Origin of the sequence: Azospirillum lipoferum 4B (genome assembly GCF_000283655.1) — a bacterium.
Classification (GTDB): Bacteria; Pseudomonadota; Alphaproteobacteria; order Azospirillales; family Azospirillaceae; genus Azospirillum; species Azospirillum lipoferum_C.
The window spans coordinates 108,447-127,370 of the sequence record NC_016585.1; the positions used below are offsets into that span (position 1 = coordinate 108,447).

The 18,924-nt window shown below is 65.8% G+C and carries 16 protein-coding genes, 1 tRNA gene and 1 pseudogene; 8 read left to right on the top strand and 10 right to left on the bottom strand.

Translation table 11 applies throughout. The annotated features are described in order from the left end of the window. Positions 1–40: 40 nt before the first annotated feature. From glgB to malQ, 5 genes are all read left to right on the top strand, one after another. Entirely contained in the window at positions 41–2,344 is a 2,304-nt protein-coding gene (gene glgB, locus AZOLI_RS14345) for a 1,4-alpha-glucan branching protein GlgB (protein WP_244442578.1), read from the top strand. A 273-nt stretch (positions 2,345–2,617) separates the two neighbouring features. Continuing rightward, a complete protein-coding gene (locus AZOLI_RS30400; RefSeq protein ID WP_014187890.1) occupies positions 2,618–4,078 on the top strand; it encodes a class I SAM-dependent methyltransferase in 1,461 nt (486 codons plus the stop codon). A gap of 138 nt (positions 4,079–4,216) precedes the next feature. Then, the gene (glgX, locus tag AZOLI_RS14355) at positions 4,217–6,355 is read left to right on the top strand and encodes a glycogen debranching protein GlgX (protein ID WP_014187891.1); all 2,139 of its coding nucleotides are present in this window, start codon (positions 4,217–4,219) and stop codon (positions 6,353–6,355) included. 160 nt (positions 6,356–6,515) lie between these two features. Beyond that, positions 6,516–7,586 (top strand): response regulator, encoded by a 1,071-nt coding sequence (locus AZOLI_RS14360; RefSeq protein ID WP_014187892.1) that lies wholly within the window; start codon positions 6,516–6,518, stop codon positions 7,584–7,586. Between the two features lie 110 nt (positions 7,587–7,696). Beyond that, positions 7,697–9,886 (top strand): 4-alpha-glucanotransferase, encoded by a 2,190-nt coding sequence (malQ, locus tag AZOLI_RS14365; protein ID WP_014187893.1) that lies wholly within the window; start codon positions 7,697–7,699, stop codon positions 9,884–9,886. Positions 9,887–9,918: 32 nt separating this feature from the next. Here the strand turns inward: malQ and AZOLI_RS31170 are convergent, their stop codons facing one another. Further along, positions 9,919–10,467, bottom strand: a complete 549-nt coding sequence (locus tag AZOLI_RS31170; RefSeq protein WP_244442499.1) for an IS5 family transposase — start codon at positions 10,465–10,467, stop codon at positions 9,919–9,921. Further along, positions 10,395–10,673 (bottom strand): annotated as a pseudogene (locus AZOLI_RS33260) (transposase); the annotation flags it as partial. The pseudogene AZOLI_RS33260 and the gene AZOLI_RS31170, both read right to left, overlap by 73 nt. Before the next feature lie 216 nt (positions 10,674–10,889). Between AZOLI_RS33260 and AZOLI_RS14380 the strand changes: the two are divergent. Both AZOLI_RS14380 and AZOLI_RS14385 read left to right on the top strand, forming a co-directional pair. After that, positions 10,890–10,963 (top strand) — tRNA-Gln (locus AZOLI_RS14380). A 130-nt stretch (positions 10,964–11,093) separates the two neighbouring features. Further along, on the top strand, positions 11,094–13,238 hold the full coding sequence (locus AZOLI_RS14385) for a DUF6538 domain-containing protein (RefSeq protein WP_065814230.1): 2,145 nt from the start codon (positions 11,094–11,096) through the stop codon (positions 13,236–13,238). A gap of 208 nt (positions 13,239–13,446) precedes the next feature. Here the strand turns inward: AZOLI_RS14385 and AZOLI_RS32515 are convergent, their stop codons facing one another. The 3 genes from AZOLI_RS32515 to AZOLI_RS14400 all read right to left on the bottom strand — a co-directional run bounded on the left by AZOLI_RS32515 (position 13,447) and on the right by AZOLI_RS14400 (position 15,355). Next, positions 13,447–13,722 carry a hypothetical protein gene (locus AZOLI_RS32515; RefSeq protein WP_044551290.1) on the bottom strand — a complete coding sequence of 92 codons (276 nt, stop codon included), beginning with the start codon at positions 13,720–13,722 and terminating at the stop codon, positions 13,447–13,449. Between the two features lie 228 nt (positions 13,723–13,950). Beyond that, positions 13,951–14,628, bottom strand: a complete 678-nt coding sequence (locus tag AZOLI_RS14395) for a hypothetical protein (protein WP_014187898.1) — start codon at positions 14,626–14,628, stop codon at positions 13,951–13,953. A gap of 76 nt (positions 14,629–14,704) precedes the next feature. Next, positions 14,705–15,355, bottom strand: coding sequence for a hypothetical protein (locus tag AZOLI_RS14400; protein ID WP_014187900.1), 651 nt, complete (start codon positions 15,353–15,355; stop codon positions 14,705–14,707). A 454-nt stretch (positions 15,356–15,809) separates the two neighbouring features. Here AZOLI_RS14400 and AZOLI_RS32520 point away from each other — a divergent pair, with 454 nt between their 5' ends. Further along, a complete protein-coding gene (locus AZOLI_RS32520) occupies positions 15,810–16,319 on the top strand; it encodes a hypothetical protein (RefSeq protein WP_162488202.1) in 510 nt (169 codons plus the stop codon). Between the two features lie 226 nt (positions 16,320–16,545). Here the strand turns inward: AZOLI_RS32520 and AZOLI_RS32525 are convergent, their stop codons facing one another. From AZOLI_RS32525 to AZOLI_RS14420, 5 genes are all read right to left on the bottom strand, one after another. Further along, positions 16,546–16,686, bottom strand: a complete 141-nt coding sequence (locus tag AZOLI_RS32525; RefSeq protein ID WP_162488203.1) for a hypothetical protein — start codon at positions 16,684–16,686, stop codon at positions 16,546–16,548. Positions 16,687–16,760: 74 nt separating this feature from the next. Continuing rightward, the gene (locus tag AZOLI_RS31185) at positions 16,761–17,072 is read right to left on the bottom strand and encodes a hypothetical protein (RefSeq protein ID WP_014187902.1); all 312 of its coding nucleotides are present in this window, start codon (positions 17,070–17,072) and stop codon (positions 16,761–16,763) included. 15 nt (positions 17,073–17,087) lie between these two features. After that, positions 17,088–17,543 (bottom strand): hypothetical protein, encoded by a 456-nt coding sequence (locus tag AZOLI_RS14410; protein WP_014187903.1) that lies wholly within the window; start codon positions 17,541–17,543, stop codon positions 17,088–17,090. A gap of 285 nt (positions 17,544–17,828) precedes the next feature. Next, positions 17,829–18,563 carry a helix-turn-helix transcriptional regulator gene (locus tag AZOLI_RS30685; protein ID WP_014187905.1) on the bottom strand — a complete coding sequence of 245 codons (735 nt, stop codon included), beginning with the start codon at positions 18,561–18,563 and terminating at the stop codon, positions 17,829–17,831. A 61-nt stretch (positions 18,564–18,624) separates the two neighbouring features. Continuing rightward, entirely contained in the window at positions 18,625–18,924 is a 300-nt protein-coding gene (locus tag AZOLI_RS14420; RefSeq protein WP_014187906.1) for a hypothetical protein, read from the bottom strand.

The following is an 18,924-nucleotide window of genomic DNA, read 5'->3' on the forward strand; positions in this document are numbered from 1 at the left end:
GGCCTCCACGAAGAAGGGCACTTGGCCAATGGCGAGCGACATGACGACGGACACCCGCAAGGACCAGGCGCAGACCGGCGTCCCCGAAAGCCGTTCCAACGAACAGGAGGCCGCGAATCGGCGGCCCGCCGATCACCGGGCCGAGGCCCTGCGTGCGGCGGCGGACGCCATCGCGCGGGCCGACCATGGCGATCCCTTCGCCGTGCTGGGCATGCAGCAGGAGGCGCCCGGCCGGCCGGTGGAGGTCCGCGCCTTCGTGCCCGGCGCAGAAAAGCTGTGGGTGATCGACAGCGCCACCGGCGAACCGGCGGGCGAGGCCGAGCGCATTCACCAGGACGGCTTCTACCTCGCGGTGATGCCCGACCGGACGGAGCGCTTCCGCTACCGCCTGCGCGCCCGATACCCGCTGGCGACCCAGGAGTTCGAGGACGCCTACCGCTTCGGCAACATGCTGGGCGAGCTGGACGTCCATCTGCTGGCCGAGGGCACCCACCTGCGCAATTACGAGAAGCTGGGCGCCCACCCGCGCGAGGTCGACGGCGTCGCCGGCGTGTCCTTCGCCGTCTGGGCGCCGAGCGCCCGCAGCGTCAGCGTGGTCGGCGACTTCAACAACTGGGACGGCCGCCGCCTGCCGATGCGCCGGCGCGTCGAGGTCGGCGTCTGGGAGATCTTCGTTCCCGGCGCCCATGCCGGCCAGCGCTACAAGTTCGAGATCCGCGGGCCCAACGGCAACCTGCTGCCGGCCAAGGCCGACCCCTACGCCTTCCAGGCGGAGATGCGCCCGGCCACCGCCTCGGTCATCCACGGCCTGCCGTCCTACGAATGGCGGGACCTGGAGTGGCAGAGCCGCAAGGTCGCCACCTCCGACCGCACCGCGCCGATCTCCATCTACGAGGTGCATCTGGGCTCCTGGGCACGGGTGCCGGAGGAGGACAACCGCTTCCTGACCTATCAGGAACTGGCGGAGCGGCTGATCCCCTACGCCAAGGACATGGGCTTCACCCATATCGAGCTGCTGCCGATCACCGAGCATCCGTTCGATGGGTCCTGGGGCTACCAGCCCATCGGCCTCTATGCCCCGACAGCCCGCCACGGCTCGCCGGAGGACTTCAAGGACTTCGTCAACGCCTGCCACCGCGCCGGGCTGGGCGTGCTGCTGGACTGGGTGCCCGGCCATTTCCCGACCGATCCGCACGGGCTGGGCGATTTCGACGGCACGCATCTCTACGAGCATGCCGATCCGCGCCAGGGCTTCCACCAGGATTGGAACACCCTGATCTACAATTTCGGCCGGACGGAGGTGCAGAACTTCCTGCTGGGCAACGCGCTGTTCTGGCTCGACCATTACAAGCTGGACGGGCTTCGCGTCGATGCCGTCGCCTCCATGCTCTATCTCGACTACAGCCGCAAGGAAGGGGAGTGGGTCCCCAACAAGTTCGGCGGTCGCGAGAACCTCGAATCCATCGCCTTCCTCAAGCGCATGAACGAGCTGGTCTATGGCCAGCAGCCGGGCGCGATGACGGTGGCGGAGGAATCCACGTCATGGCCGATGGTGTCGAAGCCGACCTATCTCGGCGGTCTCGGCTTCGGCTACAAATGGAACATGGGGTGGATGCACGACACGCTGCATTACATGCAGAACGACCCGATCCACCGCCGCTACCATCACCACCAGATGACCTTCGGGCTGATCTATCAGTTCTCCGAGAACTTCGTCCTGCCGCTCAGCCATGACGAGGTGGTCCACGGCAAGGGCTCGCTGATCAACAAGATGCCGGGCGACGACTGGCAGAAATTCGCCAACCTGCGCGCCTATTACGGCTTCATGTTCGCCCACCCCGGCAAGAAGCTGCTGTTCATGGGCGGCGAGTTTGCCCAGTGGAGCGAGTGGAGCGAGGCGCGGAGCCTGGACTGGCATTTGCTGGACCAGCCCATGCACCGGGGCATGCGCGACCTCGTGCGCGACCTGAACGGCGTCTATCGCGAGCTGGAGCCGCTGCACAAGACCGACTGCGACCCGTCCGGCTTCGAGTGGATCGAGTCGAACGACAACGAGAACTCGGTCTTCACCTTCCTGCGCAAGGCCGACGAGTCCGGGCACATCGTCATCGCCGTCTGCAACTTCACGCCGATTCCCCGGTACGGCTACCGCGTCGGCGTTCCGCTGCCCGGCCGCTATGTGGAGCGGATCAACACCGACGACGCGAAGTATGGCGGCAGCGGCGTCGGCAACCCCGGCGGCGGCATCTATGCCGAGGAAACCCCCTGGCATGGCCGCACCCACTCGCTCGACCTGACCATCCCGCCGCTGTCGACGCTGATTCTGGAGAGGAAGGCGGAGTAGCAGGGCGGAATGTGCGGCAAGTCCGGCCGGTTTGCCGTGCCGGACTTACCGCCGCCGCCCGTCCGTGATAGGAAGTGTCCCAGATGGGACGAGTCCGATCCCGGATGAAGGAGGCTTCCGCATGTCCAGCCAGACGACCGAACGCAGGATGCGCCGCCCTTCCGTCGGGACGATGGATGGAACAGTGGAACAGATGCCGGAAAACTGTTCCATCCTGTTCCAAACGCCCATCGCGACTCCATCGACCCAACCCGACGGATCACGGCGGCGCCCATGAACGACTATTGCATCGCAAGCGGCTACCGCCACCGGCTCGACCCCGCCTACACCGAGGATACCGCCGGCAGCCGGGTGGTCTGGCAACCCGATGTCTATGCCGCGGCCGCGGTGCTGGCCGACCGGTACGGCGCCCGCACCGTCATCGATATCGGCTGCGGCGGCGCGAAGAAGCTGGGGCTGCTCGCCGGACGGTATTCGGTGATTGGCATCGATTACGGCGGCAACATCGAGTATTGCCGCGCCACCTATCCATTCGGCCGCTGGTTGACCGTAGACCTGGATGGGGAGGAAGTGCCGGCGCTGGCCGAGGCCCTGCGGTCGCTGGGTCCGGAAACCCTGGCCGACGCCGTCGTCGTCTGTTCCGACGTGATCGAGCATCTGGTCCGGCCCGATGGGCTGCTGAAGGTTCTGGCCGGCATCGCGCCCGCGGTGCGGGCCTGTCTGGTTTCGACCCCGGAGCGCGAGCGCACCCATCATCCCGGCCATGCCGGGCCGCCGCCCAACCCCTGCCATGTGCGGGAATGGACCCTGGCGGAGTTCCGCGCCCTGCTGGACCGCTTCGGCCTGCCGGTGATGCATGCCGGACTGACCGCTTCGCACAACCGCGGCCGGCCGAAGAGCACCATTCTGGCGGTGATCGACCGCAATGCCCGCCCGGCCGCGATGGCCCGGCAGGAACGTCCGGTGACTGCGGTGCTGGTGACCCGCGACGATGCCGAGCATGTCGAGGGGCTGGTCGGCCGGCTGCACGCCGACGGAATCCGCATCCACGCCATCGATCTTGGGTCGACCGACGGCACCCATGAGTTGCTGGTCGGCCAGTCGGCAAAGCTGGCGGCGTTGGAACACATCGCGACCCCACGGGTCGCCGATGACGGCAAGCTCGACAGTTTCTGGCATCATGTGGAGGATGTGGCGGCGTCCTGCCCAGGTCATTGGATGCTGCTGCTGGAAGGAAGCCAGCGGCCGGTTCCGACCGGCCTCGGGCCATCCCTGCGGTCGGCGTTGGCCGGGGTGGAGGCCAGCGGCTTCAACGCGGTGAGCTTCACCGGGCTGGATTTCCATCCCGTAGACGGCGGCTATAGCCGGGCGCTCGATGCCGAGGCGTATTTCGGCATCTGTTCCTTTGCCCGCTCGACGGCCTCCCGCCACCTGACGCGCGCCTGGATCCAGCCGGATTCCCATCCGGTCGGACTGGCCGATACCGTCGGCTGTGCGCCGCTGTTCATCGGCCGGCGCGATTTCCCGTACCGGTTCCTGATGAAATCCTATCCGAAGCGACGGCTGCTGCCGCAGGATCCCTGGCTGCCCGCTCGCATCGCGCACAATGCCGCCTGGGGCTTTCCGCCGGGCGGGCTGGAACTGATGGATTTCCACCAGCCCGATTTCATGGACCGCCACCTGACCGAATGCGTCTTCGGTGTCGGAGTGCTCCGTCATGATTTCGGTCTTTAGCCAGGACCGGCCGATCCCTTCCGCGGGTGCCATGTACAGCGGAATTTTCGTGACCCGGCGGTGCCGGATCGCGTATCCGCTTGAGCCGGCTGTGGTTTTCCCGCCATCCTCTCCCGTCTTCCCACACCGGTAGTCCGCATGCCCCCCACCTCCGCCCGCACCCCGGTCTGGCCCGGCAAGCCCTATCCGCTCGGCGCCACCTGGGATGGGTTCGGCGTCAATTTCGCGCTGTTCTCCGCCAATGCCGAGCGGGTGGAGCTCTGCCTGTTCGACAAGACCGGCCAGCGCGAGGTCGAGCGGGTCACGCTGCCCGAACACACCGACGAGGTCTGGCACGGCTATTTGCCCGATGCCCGCCCCGGCCTGCTCTACGGCTACCGCGTCCACGGGCCGTACGAGCCGGAGGAGGGGCACCGCTTCAACCCGAACAAGCTGCTGATCGATCCCTACGCCAGGGCGCTGTTCGGCGGCTTCAAATGGTCGGATGCCCATTACGGCTACCGGGTCGGCTCGACGAAGGAGGACTTATCCTTCGACCGGCGCGACAATGCCCGCGGCATGCCGAAATGCCGGGTGGTGGATGGCGCCTTCACCTGGGGCCATGACCGCCACCGCCGGGTGCCCTGGACCGACACGGTGCTGTACGAGACCCATGTCCGCGGCTTCACCATGCGCCATCCGGAGGTGCCGGCCCATCTGCGCGGAACCTTCGCCGGCATGTCGACCCAGAGCGTGATCGAGTATCTGCGGGCGCTCGGCATCACCTCGGTGGAATTCCTGCCGGTCCAGGCCATCGCCGACGAGCAGCACCTCGTCACCCGCGGCATGACCAACTACTGGGGCTACAACACCATCGGCTTCTTCGCTCCGGAGCCGCGCTACATGACCACCGGCGTCCTGTCGGAGTTCAAGACGATGGTCGCCCGCCTGCACGAGGCGGGGATCGAGGTCATCCTCGACGTCGTCTACAACCACACGGCCGAAGGCAACCATCTGGGGCCGACCCTGTCCTTCAAGGGCATCGACAATCTCAGCTATTATCGGCTGATGCCGGACAACCCGCGCCACTACATCAACGACACCGGCACCGGCAACACCCTGAACCTCAGCCATCCGCGCGTGGTCCAGATGGTGATGGACAGCCTCCGCTACTGGGTGACGGAGATGCATGTCGACGGCTTCCGCTTCGATCTCGCCACCGTGCTGGCGCGGGAGCCCTACGGCTACGACCCCGGTTCCGGCTTCCTCGACGCCGTGCGGCAGGACCCGGTGCTGGCCGACGTCAAGCTGATCGCCGAGCCGTGGGACGTCGGTCCCGGCGGCTATCAGGTCGGCAATTTCCCGCCGGGCTGGGCGGAGTGGAACGACCGCTACCGCGACACCGTGCGGCGCTACTGGCGCGGCGACGACGGCATGCTGCCGGAACTGGCCGGCCGCATCGCCGGCTCCGCCGACCTGTTCGAAAAGCGCGGGCGCCGGCCCTGGGCCAGCGTGAACTTCATCACCGCCCATGACGGCTTCACCCTGCACGACCTCGTCGCCTTCAACGACAAGCACAATTGGGCGAACGGCGAGGAGAACCGCGACGGCCATTCCGCCAACTGTTCCTGGAACCATGGGGTGGAGGGCGAGACGGCCGACCCCGGCATCAACGAGCTGCGGGCGCGGCAGAAGCGCAACCTGCTGGCCACGCTGATGCTGTCGCAGGGCACGCCGATGATGCTGGCCGGCGACGAGCTGGACCACAGCCAGGACGGCAACAACAACGCCTATTGCCAGGACAACGACATCACCTGGCTGGACTGGGCGAAGCGCGACGGGGCGCTGGTGTCCTTCGTCCGCCGGCTGATCGCGCTCCGTCGCGCCCACCCGGTCCTGCGCCGCCCCACCTTCCTGCATGGACAGGAAACGGCGGCCAACGGGCTGAAGGACATCGTCTGGTACAATGCCCAAGGGGTGGAGAAGACCGCCGAGCATTGGCGCAACACCCAGGCGCGCTGCATCGTCCTGCTGCTGAACGGCCGCGCCGGCACCCATGCCGGGCCGGACGGGCAGCCTCTGTCCGACGGCGTGCTGCTGATCGTACTGAACGCCCATGCCGACATCCTGACCGTGACCCTGCCCGACGTGCCGGGCGGCCGGGGCTGGCGCTGCGTGCTCGACACCCGCGTCGCCGATGGGGCGGGGGACGAGCGGATGCATCTGGCCGGCCGGTCGGTGCTGGTCGACGGGCGGACGGTGCTGGTCTTCACCCTGGTGGAACAGGCGGGGATGTGAACGGTGGGGGCGGCGGCAGTACGGCATGCACCGGTGCCTGCGGTCCTTTGCCCACTGTTCTTTTCCCCGGTGAAGATGCTACCGCGACGGGCGGAGACAATGCGTGTTAACCTGCTGGACGTGTTGCCGTCACGATCGCAGCGGAGCTTCGGGTAGGGCGATGCCGGATTACGATTTCTCGCAGGTCGACGCGGCGATCATCGACAGTCAGCTCAACACCGCGCGCGTGTTCCGCGACGTGCTGATCCGCCTGGGCTTTCGCCGGGTTGAGCTGTTCGATTCGGTGAAGGCCGCCGCCGGCCTGCTGACCGCCGCCATGCCCGATCTGGTGCTGCTCGACGCCGACGGCGAGGATTCGGAAGCCTTCCGCTTCATCCGCTCCCTGCGCAACGAACCGGCCGTGCCGAACCCCTTCGCCTGCGTTATCGTCACCACCTGGGCGCCGACTCCGGCTCTGCTGACCCGCGTCACCAATGTCGGCGGCGACGACCTGCTGATGAAGCCGGTGTCGCCCAAGCAGGTGCGCGACCGGATCGTCAGCCTGATCGAGGCGCGCAAGGGCTTTGTCGTCACCGCCGACTACACCGGCCCCGACCGCCGCAAATCTCCGCGCGAAGGCGCCCAGGTGCCGGTTCTGGACGCCCCCAACACGTTGCGCCTGAAGGCCACCGGCCAATGGACCCAGTCCGGCGCCCGCATGCTGCTGAACGAGGCGGTTGCGACCGTCACCACCCAGAAGCGGCTGCGCGCCAGCATCCAGGTCGCCTTCCTGGTGGAATTCGCCCTGGCCGGGCTGGCGCGGCCGGTGCCGGACCGCATGGCCATCGACCATGTCGGCCGCATCGGCGGCTTCCTGGACGACCTGCTGCGCCGGCTGGGCGAGGACGGCGACCATGCCCCGGTGGAGGCGGTGGCCCGCGCCGTCAAGTCGCTGGCCGACAAGGTCCGCGCCGCCGCGGAGACCGGGCCGGTCCCCGTCGACGACCGGGAGCAGTTGCAGGCCCTGTCGCGCGCCCTGATGCAGGCCGTCGATCCCGACCGCCCGCTGGAATCGATGACGCGTGAGGTGTCCGCCGCCGTCACCGGCTACCGCAGCCGGCTGGAGCAGATCGCTCAGGCCAAGGCGGCGGCCGCGTTGCCGGCGGTTCCGGCCGAGGACGCTTCCCTCTCCTCCGCAGTCCCTCCGCCGGGTGCCGGAGGGCAGGCGGCATCCGCCCTTCCGGCGGGGTGACGGGGGAAGCGCCGATGGCATAGGCCGCCGCTCTGCATTGACGCCAAGCGCCCTTGCGTCCCAAACCCTTGGCACCAACACCCTTTCCGTACAACCCGCGGGGACCCTGCATGAGTGATCTCGACCGGCTGGCCGATCTGCTTGGGGTAGAACCCCTCTACCATGACATCTGGGGCAACCGGCGCGAGACCTCCGCCGCCACCAAGCGGGCGCTGGTCGCCGCCATGGGGCTGCCGACGGCCACGGACGAGGAGGTCGCCGCCAGCCTGCGCACGGTGGAGCGGCGATCCTGGAGCCGCCCGTTGCCGCCGGTCTTGGTCACCGGGGAAGGGCAGGGCATCGGGCTGGGCGTCGCCCTGCCGGCCGGCCTGGACGATGCCACGCTGGTATGGGAACTGACGCCGGAGGGGGCGAGCGCCCAGGGTGGCCGCGTCACGGTCCGCGACCTGCCGGTGGAGCAGCGCGCCATGCTGGACGGCACGGCCTATGAGCGCCGCGCGCTCGGCGGCCTGCTGCCGGTGTCGCTGCCCATCGGTTACCACCGGCTGGCCGTGCATGTGGAGGCCCCTGGCGGCGCCGGTCCATCCGGTGCCACCACCCTGATCGTGGCGCCCGACCGTTGCGTGACAGTGGAGGAGATGGTGCCGGCCGGCCGCTGCTGGGGCATCGGGTTGCAGGTCTATTCCCTGCGGTCCGACCGCGATTGGGGCATGGGGGATTTCGGCGATCTTTCCGGCTTTGCCGAGGTCGCCGGCCGGCTGGGCGCCGGGCTGGTCGGGCTGAACCCGCTGCATGCCCTGTTCCCGGCCGACCCGAACCATATCGGCCCCTATTCGCCGTCCAGCCGCCAATTCCTCAACATCCTCTACATCGACCCGTCCTCCGTTCCCGAGCTGGCGGACGCCGACGACCTGCGTGCCCGGATCGCGGACCCCGCCTTCCAGTCCGCGCTGGCCGCGGCGCGGCAGGCGGAGCTGGTCGATTACCCCGCGGTCGCCGCACTGAAGCTTCCGGTGCTGGAGGAACTGCACGCGCGCTTCCGCAACCTGCCCGACGACCACCCGCGCAAGGCTGCCTATGCCCGCTTCCGGCAGAAGATGGGGGTGGCGCTTGACCGCCATGCCCTGTTCGATGCCCTGCACGAGCATTTCTTCCGCAAGGACCCGTCGCTGTGGATGTGGCGCAGCTGGCCCGCGGCCTTCCAGGATCCGGGGAGCGCCGAGGTCGCCGCCTTCGCCGCAGACCATGCAGACCGCGTCGATTTCTTCACCTGGGCGCAGTTCGAGGCCGACCGCCAGTTGGGCGAGGCGGCGGCGCGCGGCACGTCCGCAGGCCTTGCCATGGGCTTCTACCGCGACCTCGCCGTGGCCGCCCATCCCGGCGGCGGTTCCGCCTGGGCCGATCCGTCGATGCTGGTTCAGGGCGCCAATGTCGGCGCTCCGCCCGACCAGTTCAATCTGAAGGGCCAGAACTGGGGCTTGGCGCCGCTGTCGCCGCTGGGCCTGCGCGAGGCCGCCTACCGCCCCTTCGTCGAACTCCTGCGGGCCAACATGCGCCATGCGGCGGCGCTTCGCATCGACCATGTGATGGCGTTGCAGCACCTGTTCTGGATTCCGGAGGACGGCAGCGACGGCGCCTATGTCGCCTATCCCTTCCACGACCTTCTGCGCATCGTGGCGCTGGAGAGCCGCCGCAACCGTTGCGTCGTGATCGGCGAGGATCTTGGCACCGTTCCGGAGGGCTTCCGGCCGGCATTGGAGCAGGCCGGGATCCTCAGCTACCGCGTGCTGTATTTCGAACGCACTGCCGACGGCGGCTTCAAGCCTCCCGGCGATTATCCCGCCGGTTCCATGGCGACGGTCAGCACGCATGATCTGGCACCCTTCAAGGGCTTCTGGACCGGCCGAGACCTCGACTGGCGCCAGCGTCTCAGCCTCTATCCCGACGATGCCAGCCGGGACAAGGACCGCTGGGACCGCGGCGTCGACCGCTGGCGCCTGTTGCAGGCCCTGTCCCGCGAGGGGCTGCGCCCGGACAGCTATCCGACCGAGGACGGCGACCAGCCCTTCCGCATCGAACTGTCCGCTGCTGTCCACGCCTATCTGGCGCGTACCCCGTCCCGCATCGTGATGGTGCAGATCGAGGACGCGCTGGCGGACGACGAGCAGCCCAATCTTCCCGGCACCGTCGACCAGCATCCGAACTGGCGTCGCCGCCTTCCTTGCAAGCTGGAGGAGTTGGAGGCCGACGACGATCTCCGACGGATCCTCGCCCCGATGACAAACATAGCGTTGCGCTGACCGACAGTTGCCGCCGGCCTTAGGGCGTGTCGTCAGTTGAGCCAGATGACAGCCGACACGAGGTAAACAGCCGCCAAGAAAGTGCTGGCAAGCTTGTCGTATCGAGTTGCAATGGCTCGGAAGCCCTTCAGCTTGTTGAAGAATCGCTCGACGAGATTACGTTCGCGGTACAAGGCGAAATCGGTATCGCGGGCGATCAGCCGATTAGCCTTGGACGGGATGACGGGGACGATGTCGCGCTCCTTCAATGCGTCGATCAGGGCGTCGCCATCATAGGCCTTGTCGGCGATGAGGGCCTGCGGCTCGACCGCGTCGAGCAGAGGGGCGGCTTGGCTGAAGTCAGAGGCCTGACCGGGGGTCAGGGAGATCGCCACCGGGTTGCCCAAGGCGTCCACGATGGCATGGATCTTCGTCGTCAGCCCCCCTCGTGATCGGCCGATGGCTTGGCAGGCGCCCCCTTTTTTCGCGCCCCGGCGCTGTGCTGGTGGGCGCGGACGATGGTCGCGTCGAGCATCATGTACTCGTTGTCGCTGTCCTCGGCCAGGGCTTTGAAAAGGCGCTCGAACACCCCGCTCTCGCACCAGCGGCGGTAGCGGCGGTGGGTGTTCTTCCAATCCCCGAACCGGGTGGGCAGGTCGCGCCAGGGAATGCCAGCCCGGTAACGGTACAGCACCGCCTCGACGAACAGGCGGTTGTCCTTCGCCGTCCCCCCGACATGGCCTACCCGCCCCGGCAGAAAATCCTGGACCCGCTCCCACTGATCGTCGCGCAAAGCATAGCGTCGCATTCGTCGGCCCTCCCGTCAGCCGACCCTCTATGAATCACGCATTCCTACCGCTGGGAATCCCATAACTGACGACACGCCCTAGGAAAACCGGGCCGGCGGACTGCTTCGGAAAAAAATGCATCCGGAATGAAAAAAGCTCTTCACAGCCCGACATGTGGTCGCTATAAACCCGCCCACACCACGGGGCACGGCAAACAAGCCGCCCCGGTGACGGTCTGGGGGATCGTCTAGCGGTAGGACAGCGGACTCTGACTCCGCCAGCCTAGGTTCGAATCCTAGTCCCCCAACCAACTCTCACGACTTCCCTTTGGAAACAGCCACTTGGTTCCGCCGCTCCTGCAACGATCCGCAGGTGGTGCCCATGGTTGTAGCCCAAAGCTGCTGCCCAACGCGCCGCCCGGTCCCGTCAGAGTACCGAGCATGGGCCAAGCCGCGCACCTCGTCCTCCGCCACCAGACTTGGCACTGGCGCCGCCGCGTTCCGTCTGACTTGCAGCTGACGTCTCCGCGCGGGAGACTAAGCCTATCGCTCGGTACGAGCGTCCTCCGAGCAGCCCGGCGCGTCGGCTTGGCGCTCGATCTGGCAATGGAGGACCTGCGCATGCTGCACGCACCGCTAGACCCCGCCGTGCTGACCTCCATCCTCGCTAAGGTGCGTGACGACGCCCTGGCCACCGAGCAGGCCGAACGCGCCCAGCAGCCGCCGGATCTGGGGTTCGTGCCACGCCCTACGGCGGCGCGCCGCATTGTCGCTCCGAAGGATCTCGCCCAGTCCCTGCTGCACTGGCTGGCCCAACAAGGGTCGATGGCCGGCATCGACGACGCCGACCTGAAGGATCCTGACAAGGGCCGGGCCAACGGGATTGCGGCGGGTCCAACGGCCGACGCTCCTGCCCAGGACAGCAACGACCAGACCGCCACTATGGTGGAGGAGCCCGCCGACGGTGGGCCCGTCCACCGCGGCCTTTGGCTACCGCCGGAGCTGGACCGCGCCATTCGCGACTTCGTCGCCGCGAACCCTGCGCCGCCGGCAGAGTTGACAACGGCGCGCGCCGCCTCGACGATCCGCGCGACCATTGCCCAAGGCGTGCAGGGAGCGTACCTGGATGCCGCGCGCCGTAACGACCGCCAGATGGCGCAGGCTCATGTGCAGCGTGCTCTCGACGGATTTGAAGCGGAGGGCATCACCGTCCATCCGAACAGCCGCGGCGTCCTGGAGCGCCAAGCCTTGTCTGTGCTTGGCGCCGTGCATGGGCAAGCGGCTACGGATGAGCGTGAATTGCCGGAGATCGTGCTGACCTCGCCGGAGGCACTCCTCGTGCCTCGCCAGACGGTGGGTGAACCGGCAGCGGCCTTCATACCCGCCGCGGCGCCTACAACGCCTCCTGCTGCGCCCATGATCGGCAGGGCGGCGCCCACGATCACGGAGATGCTGCAGAAGTGCATCAAATTGAAGCGGGATAAGGGGTGGAACGATAAGTCCATCGCGGATGCGACCACCAGCATCCGGATGTTTGTCGAATATCGTGGCGATGTGCCCATCGACCAAGTGACGAGCGCGGACGCGAGCGACTACAAGGCGCTTCTTCTCGATGTGCCGAAGCTGGCTGGCAAAGGGAGGTTCGCGAAACTGACGATTACGGACTTGGTCGCCGAGGCGAATGCCCTTGAACAGGCCTTGAACGACGAAGAGGTGGATCCGAACTCTGTGCATGGCATCTTTCGTGATGAAGACGATGACAGCTGGCACGTCGCACGCTACTCGCTGGCGACGGTCAACAAGCACATCAATTTCTTGAACGTGGTCTTCACAGCCGGAATGAAGTATCTGGACCGCAAGGAGGATGCCTCTGTCTTCGCCAGCGAGTACTATGACAAGGCGCTGGTCAAGGAGCATCGCCGGAAGCGGCTCGCGTACGAGGTGAATGAGTTGGAAAGCCTGTTCCGCTCACCCGCGTGGGCCGGCTGCGTCGACGATCGTTTGCGCGCCACGGCTTCCGACAGCCCGCCGCCGCGCGACGCCCGGTTCTGGGGTCCCCTCATCGCCGCGCACCAAGGAATGCGGCTGGAGGAGATCCTCCAGTTGCAGACGGAGGATGTCGACGAGGAGGACGGCATCGCCGTCTTCCGCATCCGGAAAGGTGCGGGGCGGAAACTCAAGACCGCGGCGAGTGCTCGCACGGTACCCGTCCACTCTTCGTTGATCCGGATCGGTCTCCTGAAGTATGCCCAAGCCCGTCGGGCCGAGGGTTCTCCCCTGCTTTTCCCGGAGTTGAAACGCGGCGGCGGCTTCAGCACGTACGGCCACGCGTACAGCCTGTGGTGGACGGAGTACCGCCGAGCGATCGGGATTTACAAGCCAGGACTGGATTTTCATAGCTTCCGCACGACGGTGAATACCCACCTTCTGCGCCGCCGATGCAACGAAACAATGATCAAGGCACTGCTCGGCCACAGCATCGCCGGTGACATCACCACGGACGACTACAACGCGGGTCTCAGCCTCGCCGATCTGCAGCAGGCTCTGGACCTCTGGCAGTTCGATATCAGCTATCTGGATGTCTGATCAACATTCGGCGCGGGCGCCAGCGCCGTCTATTGCAGGTTGGCTCGCAGTGATCCGGGGCGTTATAGGGCGGACATGCCGAAGCGCTCCGATCCCCGCTATGCCGATGGCTTCCCCACCAAGGGCATGGCGACGGCGGTGTGCCGAGATTCCGAGGCGGTGAAACGCTTGCTGCACAATGCTCAGACGGGCAATGAAACGCGTTAAATCAGCCCGCAAGTTCAGCAAGCAAATTCGCCACGCGCAGCCGTGATATCAGCCACATGCGCTCATGGCCTGACAGTTCACGTTGGCTGCATTTGTCGCCGAACAGAATCATCACGGCACCGTCAATCCGAGTGATTGCTGTTTGTATTTTCTCCACGTCTCTTGACGGCTCCCCCAGGTCATTGACAAAACACAGATCATTCAAGCAGTCGCCGCAGATCATTACGACCAGTCGCTGGCCTCCCAAGCGGATCACCACATCGCCCCGCTCAATCATCTATCACTCCGCGCCGTTTTCCGAAGCCGCAATCTGGAATTCGCACCGCGCCCAACCTGTTCGGTGAGGTCGAGTGGGCACGCTTCATTTTCCGTTCCGAGGGTGCCGCCCGCGAGTGCGCTTGCCGGCCACGGCGCACGGCCGTATGGCAGGCAGGCTACGACCGGTTCATGCCATCCCCCTCACCGGTGTACCGGTGAGGGGGATGGCGATTTGTTTGTGGTCGGATCAGCACTTTTTGGGAGCGGCCAACCGGTGGAGACGCATGCGTTCGTGTGCCGACATCGTGTCCCCGGCGTCGTCGAGGGCCGCCTTGGCTGACCGCCGAATGACCTGGCCGAAGCGCTGCCATAACACGTCGATGTCCACCAAGGAGAGCGCCCCGAGGTCATCCAGGAGGCGCACGGCCGCGCGCACGCGGGCGCGATGCGCGTTGTGCAGGTGAGCGACGTGGTCGAGCGACCGGCAATGCGTCATCTGCGGATAAGGATAGGCCCGCGATGGCGAGCGGAGCCCGGCGCAGCAGGGGAAATGCTCCTCGGCCCAGAACCGGCCGGCACTGTCGAACCGCCCGGGCGGATGAGTTTGTCGGTCGCGCCGGCTGACATAGGTCCGGGCTCCAGCGATCTCGTCGGCCTGGAACCCCAACGCCGTGAGGATCTCCTGCACCGTCAAGGAACTGGACATCGCTCTGATTTCGCCGGTGATCCTGTCAGTGATCGTGTTGGTCGCCCGCGCGGCGTCGGGCTGCTCCGTCGAGGTGGGGGTGTTGGAGTGGGCGGCGCTCGCGGAGATCTGGTTCGGCTGCCACGGTCCCACCGGGGCGTTCTGCCGGTGAGCCAGGGCGTCGGTCACGTTCAAGGTGACCGGATCCTGCTCCGGCGCGGTCTTCGACATGATGGACATGTGGTCGCACTCCCGTGCTCGATCCAAGACAGGCCGGATGCCCCATGTCGAGGCATCCCTCGTTCTGGAGGCGGCTCTACCAGCCGGGGTAGTGGGAGAGCAGCATCAGCGCGTCGCTCCAGGCGTCGGGGGCCGTCCGTCGCAGGATCCCGAGCGCATCAACGGCGCCGATGCGCAGGGTGCGCTTGGCGACGGCGCGCAACATGTTGGCATTGTACAGGCCCAGCAGGACCAGGGCGGTGATCCGTCGCACTGAATCCGCGTGTCGCAGGGCGCGGGCGTACGCTTCGAGGTCGATCGGGCGCAGGTCGCAGTGGGTTCCGCTCCGGCCGGAGCGGCGCCATAGGCCCGACAGCCCTTGCTGCTCGATGATACGGTCCGCCGAGGCGCTGAAGTGGGGCCGCGTCCCGCCGCGGAAGCCTGCCGGCGGGACGCTGCCGACGATCGCCGTCTGCTCCCGGTGGTCGAAGCACATCGCCTTGTCCACCAACCAGCCGAGGCTGTAGGGCTCGGCGGGAAAGCGCAGGCGGGCGTACTCCTCGTCCAGCGCCGCGAGTGTCAGGACGCCGACCGCTTCCAGGGTGTCGTGATGGATGCGGTCCGGCCAGACCTCGACCGCGCCGTCGGTCACGGCTATCATGGTAATGCCGAGCGCGGACGCGCCGCGCAGACCCGCCAGCGTGCTGGCGGTGATCCCGTCGAGCGGGTACGGGATGGTGGGGTGCATGACCGCCTCCTGTTGACGCCGACGTGGGCCCATCCCTCGTTTTGTGGCGTCACGTTCAGGGTGCTCCGGCGCTCCGCCTCGCGGTCTACTCGTTCTTCCTCTGAGGAACTCTTGCGTAAATAAATGTCTTGACTACAGCGGAATCTGGGTTTCCCCCGTGCCGGTTGACCGTGCAACAGGTCGGCGAATCACCTCCATCTCCTGAAGTTGTTTGACAGCTGACTGCGGGAACGGCCCTTCGGACGCCATTGGGCGCTACTCCAAGTGCGGTGGACGTCCTGAACTGAATGACAGGTCCGAGAATCGCACGTTGATGTGCATTTCCCCCCTTGCTGATCGGAGGTCGACGTCCCATCCCCCCTTGCGGAGGAGGGTTCTCGTAAACGGCATGTTCCGGATATGGGGCAGGCCTTTCCTCCATGCCGGTGCTCTCGAGATGATGGAGGCTGCTGCGATGGATGAAAGCAAGGGCATATCGAACGTTGAAACGGATGTCGGTGCTGAGGATGGTCTCGCTATCGTGACTGCCCTCATGGAGCGCGTCGAATTCATACGGGAGCAGATCGACGAACTCATTGGTATACACATAGGACCGATACACGCCTTGGGTCCGCGCATCGAAGCAGAGGTGTGGCAACTCATTGAGCAAGTGATCCAAGCAGAGTACAACATAGAATGCGCGCAGGTGCGCTACTTACACGGGCCGGTACATTACGTGGTGGAGTTCTGCTATGAGTGCAATGCGCTGCACTGGGTGCCTGCACCGACCCATGATGATGATGATATCAAATGCACATGCACCTTCTGCGGCGAACCGATGCGGATGCCCGAAACTGCGCACGAGCGCATGCAGGCCGCGCACGCGACCCAAAGCAGTGAGGTGAACCTACCTTTTGCGCACTATTGGGGAAGAAGGCTGGATCTCGACTCTCGCTCTTTGATCAGATCCATCAGTCGTGATTAAACGACTCACTGATCCAGAGCGGTGATGATAACCCTGGATGGGGCCATCGTCATTCCGGATCAAGTTCGGGATACCCTTCATGGCCCTTGCTGATGGCGATCAGTCGGTACAGGGCCACCCTGAACTCCGACCCGGTGTGGATCGGCCAGGCTCTTGTCCCTCAGCCGATCAGTGACGTACTGCAACGAGGCAAGCGGGGCAAGAGATTGCTCTTGCCCCCTGATGATCAGGATCCAAGGACGGTCGCCGCGTGTCCGAGATTGACCGTGCACTTGAGGGCCGCGACACCGACGGCCACCTTGGCGGTCTGCGCTTGGCCGCAGTAGAAGCGCGGCGTGTCGCCAAGGATGCCCTTCGAGCGTGTCACTTGTCTCTCCACGCCAAGTCCACGATACCGACTATATCCGCGCAATACGGCGGTGCATGTTCAAGCCGGACCGCTCAGAGGCGTAGACGGACCAGATCATGCTGTATGCTGGCAGCCAGATGAGCCAGCAGCAATGACTCGGGATCGGCTGTAGTGGCTGTTTGACGTAAGCGGATGGACAAGACCAGGAGCTTCGCCTCGGCATCCATCCAATTCGTCGCCGACAGTTTCATCAAGCTTTCCAGTGCGTCGGCAATGCGATCGGAGCGGTCGGCCGTTTCTTGTTCATTTTCAATACAGTCAGTCGGACAGTTATCGACCATCCATCGGTGGGCGAGGCGTCCAATCGGCGTTTCCTGGCGATCCCTGCTGTCGGAAAGTAGCATGACAAGGCCTTCTTCTTACGAGGTCCGGTCGAGCCAGTCGAGTTGATCGGCGACCGCCTCGTCGCTCAATCCGGCCGCGGCAAGCAGTCCGGCCAGTCGCATGCGTCCATGGGCGCTGTAGGCCAGGGCAAGGATCCGTTTAGCCTGCCGTGCTGCGGCCGCTTGCGACAGACTGATGTCCACCTCGTCAATCCCCGAGGCCGAGAGTGCCGCGCGGATGTCCAGGAATACGGCAGCGACGGAAGGCGGATAGGTCAGGGTGTCGGGGGCGGTGATGCTGTAAGAAATACTCTTCCCGAAGCGGATGATCCGCCGCGGCAGGAAAGCGGGAAAAGGTGCATCATCAACCCTCACCCACAGCTTGCCGTCTATGACATGGGGGCTGACGCCGACGACAAATCTCTGAGGCACAATGGCCTGGACGATGCGTTGAGCCGCTTCCCTGTCGGCGGCGGTGTAACAGCGGGCCATGATCAGGGTCCTATTGGTTTTGACGTCCCCGGCGCGGCCAGCGGGACGGCAGTAAGGTCAGATACGTATCCGGGTCGAGGTAGTGCGGCCGTCGCCGCATCATTGCGATACGGCAGCGGCTGCAAAGTCCGAAGGTATCGGTATCGTCAGGCGGTCCGACGATGAGCCAAGTTTCAGGACCGGCGCGGTCCTGATCGTGCCAGATGCCGCAACGCGCGCATCGACAGGTCTCGGCGGACGATGGCACGTGCTTCATCAGAGAGGGTTTCGTCCGCCGCATGGTCATCAGCGTTTCTCACCCTGTTCAGTTGAGCTCATCCTGCGAGCCGCAGCGCCCAGCACGGGAAGCAAGCGAGCAACCGCCATTGCCCTGTTGCTGACGCCGAGCGTCCGAAAGACCGCGGTGAGATGCACCTTGACCGTCCCTTCGGTCATCCCGAGCGTGGCAGCGATGACCTTGTTGCTGTGGCCGCGCGCCAGTTCCGCCGCAACCTCCTGCTGCCTTGCGGTAAGAGCGAACGCAGAGCCGGGGTTGTTGGGCAAAGCCGCGCTCTCATTCGGATCGATTGCCTCTGTTGCAGGCCAGCACCAGCCGCCGGCAAGGACCAGTTGGAATAGGCTGGCGCACAACGTGGGCGCTTCCGTCCCGGTCAGGAGTCCGCGTGCTCCGGCGGCCCGCAGCGTTGCCAAACCACCGCCTCCGCAACCTCCAGCAGCAAGGAGAACTCCGGCCTGTCTGTGCTCGACCAGTGCCGTCACCTGTGGTGTGGTCAGGCCGACCGTTGCGGCATGGATGATGATGAGTGCCGCGGCCGGTCCAGCCATCGCAGCGTCCAGGCTGTCGTGTGCCTCTATGGTGTCAATGGAATCGACCTGCCCGAGCAGCACGACGATGCCCTGCAAGGCAAACCGGTCGCTGGCGATAATGACGGCGGTTCTTGGTGTGGGCAGCGGGTGATCCTCGACGACATGTGGCGTTTCGTTCGTTGGAACCGGGAGGCCAAACAGTGAGTCGGGCATTGCGACCTCATCTTGGATCAGGACGTGTTTAGGCGACGAGTGTTGCGAAGATCGAAGTGGGTCAGCCGACTACACGCGAAGCGTCATCCGTGCCGTCGATGCGGGCGATCAGATCCCGGGCTTGGCGGATCAGCCAGAGCGGCGCGTACTCGGGGTCATTGTCGGCTCGATCGACGATCGTCTCCGCCTGCTCCCTCGCAATGTCGACGTCACCAGCCGCGTGGTGGTGCAGAGCCGCGCGCAGCAGCAGGTCGGGACGACCGCCGTTGGCGGCGCAGTCGCGCTCCGCACGCTCGGCAATCCGACGTAGCCGGCAGATGCGGGCGGCGGCGGATTCGAAGGGCGGTTGCATGGATTTCAT